The organism is Polyangium sp. 15x6 (assembly GCF_029960785.1).
Classification (GTDB): Bacteria; Myxococcota_A; Polyangia; order Polyangiales; family Polyangiaceae; genus Polyangium.
The window spans coordinates 222,397-238,783 of the sequence record NZ_JASBQE010000002.1 but is presented as its reverse complement, the minus strand read 5'-3'; the positions used below and the strand labels follow the sequence as shown (position 1 = coordinate 238,783).

7 protein-coding genes are annotated in these 16,387 nt (G+C 67.9%); 3 read left to right on the top strand and 4 right to left on the bottom strand.

Annotation, left to right across the window (positions count from 1 at the left end):
* Nucleotides 1-140 precede the first annotated feature (140 nt).
* The gene (gene cysS, locus QHF83_RS02500) at nt 141-1,583 is read left to right on the top strand and encodes a cysteine--tRNA ligase (protein WP_282416123.1); all 1,443 of its coding nucleotides are present in this window, start codon (nt 141-143) and stop codon (nt 1,581-1,583) included.
* Between the two features lie 65 nt (nt 1,584-1,648).
* The gene (locus QHF83_RS02495; RefSeq protein ID WP_282416122.1) at nt 1,649-3,469 is read left to right on the top strand and encodes a HEAT repeat domain-containing protein; all 1,821 of its coding nucleotides are present in this window, start codon (nt 1,649-1,651) and stop codon (nt 3,467-3,469) included.
* Between the two features lie 7 nt (nt 3,470-3,476).
* Here QHF83_RS02495 and QHF83_RS02490 read toward each other — a convergent pair whose 3' ends face one another.
* The 4 genes from QHF83_RS02490 to QHF83_RS02475 form a co-directional block, all read right to left on the bottom strand.
* Nucleotides 3,477-5,750: a patatin-like phospholipase family protein gene (locus tag QHF83_RS02490; RefSeq protein WP_282416121.1), complete on the bottom strand. Its 2,274-nt coding sequence runs from the start codon at nt 5,748-5,750 to the stop codon at nt 3,477-3,479.
* An 11-nt stretch (nt 5,751-5,761) separates the two neighbouring features.
* On the bottom strand, nt 5,762-7,381 hold the full coding sequence (locus tag QHF83_RS02485; protein WP_282416120.1) for an SIR2 family protein: 1,620 nt from the start codon (nt 7,379-7,381) through the stop codon (nt 5,762-5,764).
* On the bottom strand, nt 7,378-11,274 hold the full coding sequence (locus tag QHF83_RS02480) for a serine/threonine-protein kinase (protein ID WP_282416119.1): 3,897 nt from the start codon (nt 11,272-11,274) through the stop codon (nt 7,378-7,380). The genes QHF83_RS02485 and QHF83_RS02480 overlap by 4 nt, the downstream gene beginning before the upstream one ends.
* A gap of 128 nt (nt 11,275-11,402) precedes the next feature.
* Nucleotides 11,403-14,324 carry a COR domain-containing protein gene (locus tag QHF83_RS02475; RefSeq protein ID WP_282416118.1) on the bottom strand — a complete coding sequence of 974 codons (2,922 nt, stop codon included), beginning with the start codon at nt 14,322-14,324 and terminating at the stop codon, nt 11,403-11,405.
* A 451-nt stretch (nt 14,325-14,775) separates the two neighbouring features.
* On the opposite strand from QHF83_RS02475, the gene QHF83_RS02470 reads away from it, so the two are divergent.
* A complete protein-coding gene (locus QHF83_RS02470) occupies nt 14,776-16,077 on the top strand; it encodes a HEAT repeat domain-containing protein (protein ID WP_282416117.1) in 1,302 nt (433 codons plus the stop codon).
* The last annotated feature ends 310 nt before the right edge of the window (nt 16,078-16,387 follow it).

Below are 16,387 nucleotides of genomic sequence, written 5' to 3'. Positions count from 1 at the left end.
CCGCGGGAGCGCCGCACGAGGGCAAACCGCCGAGGCACGCGCGCCGAAGGGGCGCATGCATGCGGGCCATTTCGGCGTGATGCGCGCGCGGGGCGCTGCCGCTTTGGTTTCGTACGTCGATGACCAGAGGAGGATGTCCCATGGCGATCCAGATTTTCGATACGCTCTCGCGACAGAAACAAGCGGCTTTTCCGGACGCGCAGCAGCGCGTCGGCATGTACCTGTGCGGCCCCACCGTGTACGGCGATGCGCACCTCGGCAATGCGAAGACCGCCGTTGCATTCGACGTCGTCCGGCGGTGGATCGAATACCGCGGCCACCGCGTGCGCTTCGTGTCGAACGTCACCGACGTCGGTCATATCACCGAGGATGCGCTCGACGAGGGCCGCGATCGAATCGCCGAACGCGCGGCGCTCGAGCGCGTCGAGCCGATGGAGATCGCGGATCGGTATTTCTGGAAGTACTTCGACGAGATGGGCCGGCTCAACGTGCGGAGGCCGGACGTCACGCCGCGCGCGAGCGGCCACATCCCGCAGCAGATCGAGCTCATCGAGGAGCTCCTTGCGCGCGGCCTCGCGTATGTGGCGGACGGGTCGGTGTATTTCCGTGTCGCGGCGTTTCCCGGTTATGGAAAGCTCTCGCGACGGGTGATCGACGAGCTCGCCATCGGGACGCGGGATCTCGTGCGCGGGAACAAGTCCGATCCGCGTGATTTCGCGATGTGGAAGAAGGCCGAACCCTCCCACGTGCAGCGCTGGAAATCGCCCTGGGGAGAGGGGTTTCCAGGCTGGCACCTCGAATGCTCGGCGATGGGCTTGCAATACCTCGGCGAGGGCTTCGACATCCACGCGGGCGGGCTCGATTTGCAGTTCCCGCACCACGAGGCCGAGATCGCCCAGGCCGAGGGCGCGGGCCGGCGCTTCGCGCGGCTCTGGATGCACGGGAACATGCTCACCGTGAACGGGGAGAAGATGTCCCGCTCGAAGGGCAATTTCACCACGCTCGAGGACTTTTACGCGAAGCATGATCCGCTCCTCCTGCGGTTTCTCTTCGTGCAGAGCCATTACCGGGCCACGGCCGAGGTGTCGGCGGAGACGTTGCACGCGGCGACCTCGGGCCTTCGTCGTCTGCGGGACCTCCGGCGCGAGCTCGCGCGGCGCGCGGGAGGAGGGCCTCCTGGCCATGCCGAGGCGCTCGAAGCGCGCCTCGCCGCGGCGCGCGCCGCCTTCGAGGCAGCCATGGACGACGATTTCGACACGCCCGCCGCCCTCGCGACCCTCTTCGTGCTGGCCCGCGATCTCCAGGCCGCGCTCGCGGGGCCCGTGCCGCAGGGCACGATCCTCCACGCGCTCGAACTCGTATCGTCGCTCGGCGAGGGCGTGCTCGGGCTCCTGCCGGAGGAGCGCGACGCGCCGGATGCAGAGCGCTTCGACCGGGTGATTGCATTGCTCCTCGCGGAGCGGGCGCGCCACCGCGCCGGGCGCGAGTATGCACGGGCCGACGCGCTCCGCGCGGGCCTCGCGGCGGCGGGTATCGAGATCGAGGATGGTCCCGATGGGGCGCGATGGACGATATCTGCATGAGAGGCGGGCTCGCGGTGACAGGCACGATTGTCATCGCGAGCCCCCCACGTTAGTCTGCCCGGCATATGCCGAGCCAAGCCACGAACCTCGCGTCGACCTTCTTTCCCGTGCTGCTCGGCGCGCTCGTCGCGGCGGCGGGCTGCGCATCTCCGGCCCCTCCGGCCCCTCCGGCCCCATCTCTGCTCGTCGTCGCGCCTTCCGTGGCGTCCGCGCCCGACAGCGACGCCAATGACCCGCGGGTCCAGGTCGAGAAGCTCGCGGACCCGGCCGCGCGTGACCTCGCCGTGCACCGCCTCGCCCAGTTCTTCGAAGACGCGATGACGAAGGACGGCAAGGACAGGAACGGTCCGAACGTCAAGCCGCTGCTCGACCTGATCGCCTCGCCGATGTCGCGTATCTGCGTGAACGGTGATCTCGACGAGAAGATGCGTTCGAAGGTCGTCCGGCTCCTCGCGGAGGTCCGCGATCCTCGTGGCGCGCCCTGCCTCGTCGAGGTGCTGAAGGACTACGAGCCCGATACCAGCGAGGAAGACGTGCGCGTCGCGGCGCGCGCCGTCGCGGAGATGAAGGTGCAGGGCGCGGCGGGCCCACTCTTCGAGGCGTTCACGAAGCTCCGCCATTCGAAGCCCAGGGCGTCGCTCATCACGCGTGACGTCCACGACGCGTTGCTCGGTTTCTCGCATCCCTCGTGGGAGTCTCCGTGCATCTCGATGATCGGCAGACCGATCGCCGATCGGAGAGACATCACGGTCCTGAAGGACGAGCTCTATTGGCAGATCACCTGCGCCGAGATCCTTGGCAGGCTCGGGAGCGTGAACGCGATCGAGCCGCTCATCAAGATCGTGCTCTCGCCGGTGAAGGCAGACGTGCAGGTGACGGCGATCTACGCGCTCATCAAGATCGGCAAACCCGCGATCGAGCCGACCGTGAAGGTTCTCCGGAGCGAAAACGCCGGCCTCGTGGAGTACGCGAAGGTAGAATTGTTGAAGGCGAACACGGGCGAGGACGGTGTGGTATCGAGCGTCGTCAAGAAGGAGGCGAACACGGCGCACGTCGCGCCGGTCGCGCTGATCCTCGGTAGCATCGGCCGCGAGGAGGCCATTCAGCCGATGATCGAGACGATCGCCAAGGCCGACGACGTCGCCAAAGTCGTGATCGCCCGCGAGCTGCTCAAGTTGCCCATCTCGAATGCGAGCCGCGAAGCGGTGCAGCGCGTCTTCGAGAAGACCCCGATCACGATGACGATCCCGCCTGGCGTGGGCGCGCGTGACGAGCTCCTCGCGACGATGGAGTATCTCTTCGACGCGGAGCTCGTGCCCTGGATGGTGAAGACCGCGCTCGCCGCGAGGGGCGACGAAGCCGACCTCGAATCGGTACGCGCCGCCACGCTGGTCACGGTCATGAAACTCATGAAAGCCTCGCAGATCCCCGAGGTCGACAAGCTCTACAACCTGAGGGTCCGAGGCCTCGACGGCAAGCCAGCCAGGTTCGGCGCGGCCTACGAGAGGGAATACACGATGACCAAGGACCTCCTGAAGGAGTGCGGCGACGCGCTCGACTGTTATTTCGGCAAGCTGCGGGATCCAGGCTCGCACACCGGTGACCGCCAGATGATCGGCATGAAGAGCGCGTACATGGTCGGCGTCCTGGGCGGGCCGGAGGTGCGGGCGAAGCTCGTCGAGCTCCTGCCGCTGATCAAGAATGCCGCCGCGAGTTTCATCGCAGGGCAGGTGATCGATCGGCATTCCCCCAAGGGAGACCTCGCCATTGCTGCAGAGCTCCAGCGGAGGATCGACGAGGCCGCGGCGACGAAGGACCCGAATCAGATCGCGAAAATGAATCCATTCAGGCTGATCGTCCATCGGCTACGAACGCGCACGCAATGAAGCTCCGTCACGAGGCCTGCGACGCGGCGTTCGCTCGCTCGTCCCACCACGCCCGGATCGCGGAGGCCTCCGCGCCGACGGTCGTTTTCGCCGCGTCCTCGAGACCCTTTCGCTCCTCGGGCGTCAGGTACCAGCTCAGGGCCGCGTCGCCCGAAAACTCGAACGTCACCTGCTGGAAAAAACTCCCCCCGAACCTTTTGTCGAGGTGGAAACGCCGGGCCACGGCCTCCACCTGCTCGTCGTTGCGGAAGCGCATCACGCTCTCCCGCGCCGAGAGCACCGCCGAAACGGGCGACGTCATGCCTTCGAGGGCCCGCGCGATCCGGTCGCCGAAATCATCGCCGGCGGGCTCCGGCCGCTCGATGCCGTCGCGGATCTGCACGAGCAGGATGCCGCTCACGTTCTGCTCGATCCAGTCCGTTCGGAGCAGTTCGTCCAGCCAACCACACGCGAGGTTCACGCCATAGTTGTCCCAGTAGCCCGCGTCCACGACGCGCCTGCGGGGCACGGTCGGCAGGGCGGCCGCGGGGGACACGAACGGGAAGGAGGCGCTCATGCGGGCCGCCGTCGCGAGGCGCAAGGTGTCCCTCGATTGCACCGGAAAAAGCCGCCCGAGCTCGTACCCGGAGCGCGCGTACACGACATGCTGGCCCTCCTCTCCGATCGCCGGCCCGTGCTGCACGAGGAGCGCGTCGAGGCAGAGATTCGAGATCAGCAGCCGTTTCCCATCCTCGACGAGCATCGGGCTCCAGACGAGCGAGGGACGCCACCCGGCCACTTCGCCGGGCCCGAGCAGGGAGAGCTTCGTGCCGAGGGACGGCATGTTCTCCACGAACGCGTTTTCGAGCGCCGTGCCCCGGTCGTAGAGCTCCCGGCTCGACGACGGCTTCGTCCACGCCCAGATACGCGCGGGCAACTCGCTGAACACGAGCGCCGCGGCCACGCGTGACAGGCACTCCTTGGCCACGTTGGCGACGAGCCAGTCCGAGCCCTCGGCCTCCGGGGCGGCTTCTCCCGGCGTCGATTCTTTGTGATACTCGGACGAACCAGCCGTGACCGCCGGGCCCTCGAGAGTCGCCACCCAGTACGACGCGCCCACCATCCCACCGGAGGCGCCGCTGATCATGCGGACGTGATAAGGGAATTCTCGACGCTCCGACTGATCGAGCTGTCTTTCGAGCTCGCGCAGGACGGCCGCGGTCCAGACCGCCGCGCGGATCCCGCCGCCGCTCGTGCAGACCAGCACGAGCGGCCGTTTCCGGCCGTTCTCGTCCGTCCATCGGAACTCGACCATGGATCGCGGCAAAAGGCCCGAGCCGTTCGCGCCGGTCGCCTCGTAGTCCGCGAGGTGCGTATGGCCGGCCGCCTTGCACCCGCGCTGACAAGGCTCCTGTTCGATGGCCGAATAGGCATCCTTCAAATCGGCGAACCTCGCCCGATATCGTTTCCGGCCGAGCACGTAAAGGGCCAGGACGGCCCCGCCGACGAGCAGCACGGAGTGCCACTTTTCGAGCCAGTACACGAAAAAGCCATCGATCGCGCCGAGCAGCGCGAGCAGGACGCAGAGCCCCGCGGCCGCGGGAATCTTCCTCGCCCGGAAGCAACTCGCCACGGCGTACATCACGCCGAGGAGCGCGAAGAACGCCGCCGCGTACACGTGCTCGTGCAGCATCTCCCGGGGCGCGTCCGCTCGAAAGTCCTCCGATAGACAATGGCCGATGCCGTGGATGCACGGCCGGATGCGCTCGCCGAAGCTCTGAACACGCGAAAGGAGCGCGCCGTTCGTCCCGCCGAAGACGAATGCCAGCGTGAGGACGATGCCGATCTCCGTTCCCAGCAGCGTGTACACGGACGTCCCGAGACGTTCGAGGATCCGCTTGGGGTCCCTCCAGGGGACCCCGTTTCTTTTGTACAGGACGCGAGAAACGACGGACGCGACGACGATCATCGCCACGACGCCCCAGAGCGCGCCGAGGTAATTCAGGACGTCGAGGGGAATGCCGTGCCCGCGACAACGATGCAGCTCGTCCGGCGAGACCAGATAACTCACGTAAAAGAGCTCGCTCGTGAGCAGCGCCATGGCGAGCCCGATGGCGAACTGGGCCTTGCGGGATTGTCCGCGGAACAGGTACGGCAGGCCAAAGGCTCGCCCGAGATCGTAAAAGAGCATCCCGAGGACCACGACCAGGGCCCCGAGCAGGAGCAGGTGCCTCGAAAAGTCGAAGACGACCCGGATCACCCACGGCGGCGCGGCGATGAGCTTGCAGAAAGCTTCCGTCATGGATCGTTTCGTCAGGGCGTCCGCGGCCATCCGAGCCGGTGCAAGAGCGCCTCCAGGTGTTTCCACGCCGGTGCCGATTTCACGCTCGGGTCCCGATCGACCTCGTCGAGGAATCGCTGCAGCTTGTCGGCGAGCCCGCGCTCGGTGTCACTCAACGCGCCCTCGAAGCGCGGGTGCAGGAGATACGCCGTGGTCCCCGTCCGCGCGAGCAAGCTGTCGAGGAAGAGCTCCAGCCGCCGCGCCGCCTCGGCCCAGGCCTTGTCGCTCTCCTCATTTCGTCCGGCCGGGGGCGGCGTCGATTGCATGTTCACCCAGTCGAGATCGTTGCCCCAGAGGCTTTGCTCGAGCGGCGACCAGAACAGCGAGAGCGCCGTGCCGAATCGACCGACGGGCGAAGGCGCGTCCGCCTTCGCGGGCACACGCGCGCGCCGGACGGCGTCCGCGATCCGGTGAAAATTGTCGTCACGCAAGGAGAAACCAATGAACAGCATGTGGCGCATCAGGAGCAGCGCCTGCACGATCCCCGCGAGCGCCTGCCGGCGGAGGTCGTATCGCATGTAATCCTCGCGCGTCAGGACGATGTTGTCGGGATCCGTGACGCACCCGTGCATCTTGAGCACCCACCGTGATGCCCCGGATTGGGGCTCGTGGGGCAGCACCGAGACCGTCATCCCGGCCGCCTGCGAGGCGCGTTCGAACAGCGTATCGTAGTTCGTCGTGATGACCTCGCGCGCGGGGAGCGCGGCGAGCAGCGCATGCGACAGGGCATACCCGTGGACACGGGCGAATGCATCCGCGATTCGCTCCCCCAGGATGCGCTTGCTCGCCTGCGGCTGCATGCTCGTCTCCATGCGCAGCTCGATCGCGCGGGCCTGATCGAGCGCGCCGAGCTCCTTCAAGGCGCCGAGCTCCGCCTCGTTCATCCCGGCGTCCCGGGCGAGATCCCGCAGCAAGCCGCCCCAATCCGGCAGGCCGGCATTCTTGCTCACGCCCGCGCCGATGAAGAGCACGAGATCGCCGTTCGCGGCGACGTGCGCGAGGCTCTCCCCCGTGCGCCACAAGTGCTCGTCGAGATCGGGCCAGGACGAGGGATCCGCCCCGCGTTGCGCCTGCGCGGATGCGTACGTGAGCTCGTCGTTGCTCACGAGCGCGATGTCCACGTCCTTCGCAATGGCAAGCCGCTGCAGGACCGGGACGAGCGCGCGCACGACGTCCCCGGTCCAGTGCCGCTTGCCGCCGTACCTCGTGCCGATGACCGGCAGCGCGAGCAGATGCTTGGCCCGCCCATTGCGTGGAGGCGTCCCGTGCGCGCGGAGGTCGTCCGTCACGCGCTCGATGAACTCCTCGGCGCCCGCGACGAACCAGGAGACGTCCGTGCTCGGGACGGCCCCGACGTTGCCGACCCACGGGCGCGGCAGGTGGTCTTCCCATTCGACCACCTTGAGCACGCGCTGCTTTCCGCGCCGCCATTCCTCCGTCGGCGTGGCCCAGCGCAAGGATCGACCCTGGAGATGGCTGAACGAACGTGTCCAGCTCCGCGAGGGCATCGCGTCGATGTCGCAGGGCACGAGCCACGCGTCACAGGAGAGCAGCGTGAGATCGCCGTGCAAGATGAAGAGGTGACCGCTCATTTTCGACTCCACTCGCGGGCGAGCGCGAAGGCGCGAAGGTTATCCTTCTTTTCGAGGTAACGCGAGCGGCTCGTGACGTCGTGGATGTTCTCGGCGCGAAGCTCGATCTGCCTCCGCGTCTCGCGGAGGGCGTCCCTGCCGGCCGCGGGGTCTCCGGCGGCGAAGAATGTCTCGGCGACGGCGAGGCGGAACGGCACGTCGAAATAGCCGGACCCGTCGAGCGCGAGAAACGATGGCAGGCGCTTTTCCACGGTCGCGAGGGCCTCGTCCACGCGGCCGCAGGCGAGGAGCGTGCGCAGGTGCGTGCCTTCGTGCCAGTACACGAGCAAGCCTCCCGTGTCGCCCACGGCCGTGACGGCCCGCCGCGCGTGCGCCTCGGCGAGCGACGCCTCGCCCCGAGAGAGCGCGATTTCCGCGAGGACACGAAAGCTGGCAGCTTCGTAGAACGCCCCCACGTGAGCATCGAGCGCCCTCCGCGCGAACGCCTCGCTCTCGTCCAGGCGCGACGGTCCGCTCCATTCGAGCAAGGTCTCGCTCAGGTAAAACACCGCGTTCGCGATCTGATACCCGTCCTGGATCCGCTCGGCGATCGAAAGCGCCCGGCGCGTGGACGCCTCGGCGGCGTCCTTGTCGCCCATCTCCCGCGCCGCGATGCCGTGGAGGACGTGCGCCATGCAGAGGTCGTGGAAAACGTTCCCCTCCGCGAGCACCTCCACGCCCTGGGCGGCGAGCGCTCGGTTCTGCTCCAGGCAAGGCTCCACGTACATCGCGGCGCACGCCTGCCACATGAGCGCGAGGCCGCGCGCCCGGGGTTCGTCGAGCGCCGGGAGCTGCCTGAGGCGCGCGAGGGTCTTGCGACGTACCTCGACGAGCGTGACCGGAAAAAGCGCCGTGGCGATGTAGAGCAAATTGCCAGTCGCGCAGACGAATGCGGGGAGCGCGTCGGGAAGAGGCTCGACCCGACAAACGTCCTCCGCGAGCTCGAAAAAAGGCTCGGTGGCGCCCATCTGCGGCAAGGCGTGGATCATCCGCTCCGCCGTCCGGCACCACCAGGTGCTCCCTTTCGGCAGGATCGAGAGCGCTTCGAGCCCGGGTGAAGTCGATTCGGGCCACACCCCCAGGCCGAATCTCGCCACGGCGAGGACCGCGAGGAGCTCCCCGCGGAGAATGCCTTCCGCCCCGCATCCGAGCCCCTTCGCCGCGCGTTGTGCCGCCTCCCGGAGATCGTTCCGCGCGAGCGACTCCGCGGCCGCGTTCGCGTAAAACCGCGCCGCCCGCGCGAGGTCTCCGCCTTCCTCCGCGTGCCCCGCGAGCGCCATTGCATCGGCCTCGCCGGCGCCTTCGAGCCACGCCCCCGCCGCGAGATGCGCGGCTTTCCGATCCGCCTCCGTCAAGAGCCCGTACGCCGCGTCCTTCACGAGCGCGTGCCGGAAGCCCATCTGGATTTCCCGTGGAAATCGGCTCTCCTTGTGCCGCTCGACGAGCTCCTCCTCCACGAGCCGCGCGAGCCACCCGTCCACGTCGTCGCGCGCCCCCCACGCCGCGACGATTCGACGTACCGCGCCCACCCAGAACGTCTCCCCCACGACGCTCGCCGCGCGCAGGAGCCGCCGCTCCGGCGACGACAGCTTCGACAAACGCGCCTGGAGCATGGCCACGACCGTCTCCGGCGCCTCGCTCATCTTGCCTTCCGCCGCGGCCCGGATGAGCTCCTCCAGGAACAACGCATTGCCCTCGGAGAGTTTTTCGATGTGCTCGACCGTCTCGGGGCGGATGGCATCGCCGAGCACGCTCTTGACGAGCCGCTCGATCGCCCGCCGTCCGAGCGGGCGCAGCGACATCTGGTGCATCCGCGAGGTGGCCATCGTCGGCAAGAGCTCGCGCGTCTCGGGCCGGCCGAGGCAAAACACGAACAGGGGCATCTCGCCGTCACTGCGCAGCATGCTCCGCACGAGCTTCACCGTCAGCGCGTCGCCCCAGTGCAGATCCTCGAGGACCAGCGTCACGGGCCGCGCCGCGCACGCGGACGCCATCCACGCGAGGAAGGCTCGTCCGATCTGCTCCTCCATCACCTGCGCGTCGTTTCGCGCGGCGAGCAGCGGCGCGCTCGTCTCGGCAGGGAAGGGGACGCCGCAGAGCTCGCCGAGGAACTCGCCCACGCGCCGCCGATGCCCCGCCTCCACGTGCGCGCAGAGCCGATCGATCACCACCTCTCGCGCGCGCTCGGGATCCTCGATCGCGTCGAGCCCCGCATATCTTCGCAATGCGTCCCGCAAGAGCCCGTACGGCGAGCCCGCCGTCAGCGGATCCCCATGGCCCACGAGGAGCAACACCTCGGGGTGCGCCGCGCGAATCCGGCGCGCGAGCTCGCCGAAGAGCCGCGATTTGCCCGTCCCCGGCGGCCCGAGCAAGAGCATTCCCTGCGGCTCACCGTCCTCGATCGCCCGCCCGAGCAGACCTTCGAGCTCCATCAGCTCGACCTCGCGCCCCACGCACGGCGTCGGTTTGCCGAGCAGCAATCGCCCGGCGCCCTCTTCCCGGCGCTCCGCGAGCAAGAGCGTCCCATGGTCCTTGTTCCGGGTGACGAATCGTGTATCGAGCAGCGCGGCCGTGACCGTGTCGAGCCAGACGCCCTCCTCCGCCGCGTGGCTCGGGTCTTCGAGCAGCTTCATGGCTCGATCGACGGCCTCGCCCATGCGTCTCGTCCGCCTCGTCGAGGCGCGGCCCGTCACCACGCCGATCCGCGCGTCGGGCCAGAGCTCGCGCAGCGAGAGCGCGCCACGCGCGGCGATGCGCGCCTGGTCCGTGACCATTCCGCGTGACGCGATGGACGCGAGGATCGAGCCCTCCGCGAGCTCCTCCAGGTCGAACCGGAGGAGCGGCAGCGCCCGCCGCGCCGCCTCCACGCGGCCCGCCTCCGTCGCCGGAGCCTCGCCCGGATCGCCGCGCTCCGGAGGGCCGAACGTCACGAGCACGAGCGTCACGAGCGTCTGCTCGCCCGCCTCCAAGGGCGCCGCGGGGCCGCGCAGCGATACGGGCAGGTGTTCCTCCGCCGTGACCGCGGGCAACGCGGAGACGAGGGTTCGCAGGGCCGCGCCATCTCGCGGACGCCGCTCGGCGTTCCGGCTCAGCATTCGAAGGAGAAGGTCCTCCCATTCTTGCGGGATGGCGGGGCGCACGGCGCGCACCGGGGCGGGATCGTCGTAAAGAATGCGCGCGAGCACGCCCGCGACGTGCTCGGCGTCGAAGGCGGGCCGCCCCGTGAGGCATTCGTAGAAGATGCACCCGAGGGAAAACACGTCCGTCGCCGGCACGATTCTCCCGCCGTCGGCGAGCTGCTCGGGGGCCATGTATTGCGGCGTTCCCACGAGCGTGCCCGTGACCGTGATCGGCTTCGTCGCTCGGAGCGGCCGCGCGATGCCGAAATCGAGCAGCACCACGTCCGCGCTCGCCCCGCCGCGCAGGAGCAGATTCGCGGGCTTCACGTCGCGGTGCACGATCCCCTCGGCGTGCACGGCCGCGAGCGCCTCCGCCGCGCACGCGAGCACGGCGAGCGTGTCCTCCGTCGCGAGCGGACCTCGCTGGAGGACGCTGTGCAGGTCCTCGCCGTCGAGCCATTGCATCACGAGATACGCGTGCCCGGCGTCGAAGCGTCCGCGCGCCACGTAACGCACGACGCGAGGGTGTTTCACCCGCGCGAGCATCGCCGCTTCGCGCTCGAAGCGCGACAGCGTGTCCTTGTCGTCCGTCGGCAGCGCAATCAGCTTGAGCGCCACCTCCGCGCCCTCCGAGCGGTCGATCGCCCGGTAGACGGTGCCCATTCCGCCCCGCGCGACGAGGCGCTCGACCTCGAACCGTCCGGCGACAAGCTCCCCCGCCGACAGGATACGCATCCTGGGACCCCTCCCACCGTACCTACGCGCGATGCAGCGTACTGGACGCGCAGAGGACGTGTCGATGGTCCGAGCCGCGGTCTTCCGCGGCGTTCGTCCGTCCCCACGCGTCGATTTGGGCGACGGTATCAGACCCGATACGCGGCCGCGTGCTTGTCGCAAAGCCAGAGGTAATGGCCCTCGGGGGTGAGGATCTTGCGCAGGCCGCCCCAGGCTTTCCGTGGATCCAGCTCGTCGAGCAGGCTGCGCACGATCCGGAGGGTCGCGCCAGAGGCCCGCTCCAGGCTCTCTTCCCCGTGGCGATCGCGGAGCGAGAGGGAGTCGTCTTCCTCGCCCTCGATCTCCGGGAGCTTCTTCACGAGCTCCTGCATGAGCTTGATGTCGTTCGCGAACATCTTCTGGTAGGGCTCAGGGGCGAATCCAGCGGCTGCACCGATGAGCGGTGCCGCGTATTTCAGGACCGAGCTCACCTTCTCGACGTGAGGCGCGATGGTCCCGAGCCACGTCGGCGAGAACTGCGTCTTGTATCGCCCGGTATCATCCGTCAGGTGCGCTTCCCCGGGCGCCTCGCAGACGAGGTGCAACTCCACGGTCTGCCCGAGGAGTCTTTGCTTCCAGGCCTCGCCCTGATCGGGCCGGAGCACGAAGAGCGAGGGGCAATGCGTCTCCTCGTGGCGCTGCATGGCCTGGAATACCCGAAGGAATTCGCGTTGGACGATCTCGGTCAGGGCGCGGATGTGTATCAGGTGCTCGTCCTGCTTTGCGCTGATCACCTCCAGCTTGCGTTGTACGTCGTCGACCGTCGAGGCGGTCAGGCCGAAGAGCATCTCGCGGATGTCCACGTCCGGGCTTTCGACGTCGCCCCCAAAGGCCACGGGGCATTGAATGTGCGAGCGTTTCTTTTCGAGGGCTTTCTGGAGTTGCTCGAACTTGAACTCGTGGGTGCAGGGCAATCCATCGTGCCCGGGGCAGGGGATGAATCGCTCGATCTTAAGGCCCCGGAAACGCGCCAGCGTGAACTCCAGGCCGTCGCGCAGCAACGTGAAAAACGCGTCCGGGCGCGGCCCCCGGACGGTGAGCAGGAGATTACGTTGCTCGGGGAACGCCTGGATCAAGGCGAGGTGCTGCTTCGTGTCGTCCGTGAAGAGCGCGCCGTGGCGATAATGGGTGCGCGTGGTGAACCGGTGCTCCCGCGCGATGAACCAGGTTGGGATCCCAGCCGGCAAGCTCCCGTCGAGCTGGAAGAGCATCCTGATCTCGCGCTGCTCGCGGAGGGCGTCGAAGCGGGGCAGCAAGTCGGCCGGCGCGTCGTGGGAGAGGCGCTCGACGACGATGCTGACGTCGTTGTCGTCCATCGTCCGGTAGGAGAGGTCGAACTCCTCCATCAGGCGAAGGAGATGAGTCCGCAGATACGAATCGACGTCGGACCAGATCTCGTTCATCTGCGCGCGGGTGAAGACGCCGCGATGCTCGATGACCTCTTCGCATTCGAGGACGCGGCTGATGGCCTTCGTGGCCCACTGGGGATCGAGCAGGACGATGTCGTCGAGCTCGCGCTTGTCCTGAAAGAAAAGGATGTCGCCGAGCTCGTGCAGCCAGGTGGCGAGGATTTTGTGGCGGTCGTCGGCCACGCCGCTCTGCTTCATCGTCGCCCAGAGTTTTTGCGGGGTGATGTGGGTCTCCGTCTTTGCGCGGGCGCGGATGGCGTTCGCCGCGTCGAGCCACGTCTTCGGCCAGCGTTCGCCCATCAAGGGGAGCTTGGCCGCCTCGGCGCGGATGGCTTCACGCAGGTCTTCGATGCCATCGGCTGTCTTGTTGCTGACGACGTGATGGCTGACGATCTGCGGGTATCGCTTGCGGATGTCGGCGAGGGGCAGATCGGCGGAGCGCTCGTCGATGTGGGTGGCGATGATGAGAATGGGAGACTCGGGGGCGCGGGCGTGAATCGTATCGAGCCAGTAATAGAGCCGGCCCTGCTCGTGGCCGTGGCGGGCGTTCCAGACGAGGAGGAAGAGGGAGCGATTGGTGAGAAAGAACTGGTGCGTGGCGTGGTAGATCTCCTGGCCGCCGAAATCCCACGCGGAAAGATCCATGGTCACGCCGTCCTCGGTCGGGTGCACGATCTTCAGCGGGCGTACGGCGATGCCGTGGGTCGTCAATTCGTTCGGGTCGAAGATCTCGTCACGGAGGGCGCGCAGGAGGGAGGTCTTTCCGACGCCGCCCTGGCCGACGACGAGGAGCTTGGAGATCCATTGGCGGGTGCCGCTTCGAGCCTGATCGCGCAGGTAGGCAAGGATGGCGTTCGAGCCCTGCGTCACGATCTCCGGGGGGAGGCGGGAGAGGGGGCAGCCGTCGACGCGCATCTCCGCCAAGCTCGGAAGTGATCCGATTTCCACGGGGAGATCGTCGAGATCGTTACGTTGTAGCTCCAGTTCCCTCAGGTTTACGAGGGCCGCGATGGCCGGGGGCACCACGCGCAAGTCGTTGCGAGTGAGCCGGAGGGCGATGAGACGCTGGAGCCGGAACACCCACGGCGGAATCCTTGCCAATTCGACGTCATTCAGAGATAGATCTTCGAGGGATTCCAAGGCTTGCAGATCGGGCAACGTGGCGCCCGTCGCGAGTCCCAGGCACCCGAACACCCGCAACTGTTCCAGCTTCTGCACGACTGACAGATCTTGCAGCATACCACTGCCGACCCGGAGAGTCGTGAGCCGGCGAAGGTCTCGCAGGGATTGGGGGAGGGTCGAGATGCACGTGTACTCGATGTTGAGCCGCAGCAGGTTCTGCAACGCCGTGATCGCATCGGGGAGCTCGCGGAGGGGGTTGTTGCTCAGATCGAGGCGTTCCAGTCCGACGAGGGAATAGATCTCTGGGGGAAACGTGGTCAGTCTGTTGTCGGACAGGGCCAGGAAGCGAAGAGACGAGCACCCGAGGATCTCCGAGGGCAGTTCGGTCAGCTCCAGGTGACGCAGCTCGAGGCTGTCCCGCCCGCTCTCCGCTGCCCGGCGGCATAGTATCCGCGCCATCTCGAACCCCTTGCTCCCCATCGTCACCCTCTCCCGATCCAGCCCGACCGTACCGGAACACGTCCCATCAAGGAAGCTCCGGGTTGTGCGCACGCGCCTTTGGGTTGCTCGCGCACACCTTCGGGGTCGTGTGCACACGACTTTTTGTCGCGTCGACACGCCTTCGGGTCGCGTCCACGGGCCTCCCGTTTGTTAGCTCACGCCTTTGGAGCGTGTGCAGGCGACCTTTTGTCGTGTGGACAGGTCTCCAGGTCGCGTGCAGGCGCCTCCGAGGTCGTGTGCACGCGACTTTTTGTCGTGTCGATGCCTCTCCGAATCGCGTGGGCGCGCCTCCGAGGTCGTGTTAGCGCGCCTTCCGGTCGCGTCCACGCGGGTCACGACCCTGTGCAACGGCCCTCGACCTACTCGAAGCCATCGTCGCGGTGTGCGGTACTCGTGGTCACGAAGATAGAACCGTCGTACGATCACCCCGGTGCTCACGCTCGAACCGCCGCCCTCTCCGTGCGCACAGAAATGGCTCGCGTTCCTCGAGGATATCAGACCCGATGACGACATCCTGATTTCGCCGGTGGTCACGCTGGTGAACGGGTTGCGTGCGTGCCCGGACGGGCTCTCCGTGCTGCTGGGGGCGGCAGCCCAATATGCGCGCGGGCCTCACGCAAACGACGAGCGGCTGGCGACCGTGGTCGAAGCGCTGCGCGACTGGGGTTCGGACGCCGACCGGATCGTCCCCGTGCTGGTCGATTTGCTGGACCACACCGCAGTGCGCGTCTACGCCGCCGATGCACTGGGAAAGATCGGCCCCGCGGCGTCGGCCGCCGTGCCAGCGCTCCGCCGGGCGGCCGTCGCTCCCGACGGGATGCTCGCGGCCCGCGCGCTTTGGGCCCTGCACGCGATCGATACCGCGCGCGCAGTGCGTTACGTGCGCCTCCTCATCCGACGCGCCAAGGATCGGCCCCCGCACGACACGGCGTCGCAGCTCGCGGCTGTCAACGCCCTCGGGATACTCGGCGCATGGCCAGACCGCGTCGTGCCGGTGCTCGCCACGCACCTCGCACGGCACGATGTCCGCAGCGATAGGATCTATGCCGTCCTCCACGCGCTCGAGCCGTTCGGCCCCGATGCCGCGCCCGCCGTGCCGGTGTTGCTCGCATTGCTGCAACGTTGCGAGGCCGCCGAAGCGTACCCGTTCAGCTCCGTTGCTCGCGCGCTGGGCCGCGTCGGTCAGGGCGCCGAGGCGGCGGTGCCGGCGCTGATCGAAGCCGTGACCGAAGCCGACGCTTTCACGGAGGCGGAGAAGCGCACCGAGGCCGCCATTTGGGCGCTGGGCAAGATCGGCGATCCAGCGGCCTTGCCGGTGCTCATGAAGACGATCCGCCAGCGCCAGAAGCGACGCGCCCCGTACGATTTCGTCTTCCCGATGGCCATTCTGGCGCTCGGCGATCTCGGCATCGGCTCGCGCGAGGTGGTCGCGGTGCTGCTCGACGAACTCGGCGATCGCCGAAATGGTCGCGCCCGCTGGCAGGCCGCGGAAGCGCTGGGCAAGCTCACCCCTCTCGGCCAGGCGACCCTCGACGCGCTGATCGCCGCACTCGACGACGCAGATCCCAACGTGCAATGCGCAGCCGCACTGGCGCTCCAGCAGCACGGGGCGGCGGCGGCGCTGCCTGCACTGAGACGCCTCGCCCACGGCGCGCGTGACGCCCACGTCCGCGAGTGCATGGCCGAGGCAGTGGCCGCGATGGAAATCAAGCAGCGGGGGCCATACCGCTGACCGCGCGCTCGCCGGGGCTCTGCCCCGGACCCCGCGGGGGCTATCCGCCCCTCGACCCGGACCAGGCACGGCCTGGACCGAGGGTGGAAGAACTGCGCTCCGCGCAGTTCTTCCAACGGACCGGTGGGACCGCGTTGCCTATCGAAAGGTCAGTGCGGCTGTCTTGATGGGCAGGGGCGCTCGCCGGTCTCACCTCGTCCCGTTCGATGAACTGCGCATCGCGCAGTTCATCGACCCCGGGTCCAGCGCTTGCGCTGGTCCGGGTCCAGGGGTGGACAACCCCTGGTGGGGCCTGGGGCAACGCCCCAGC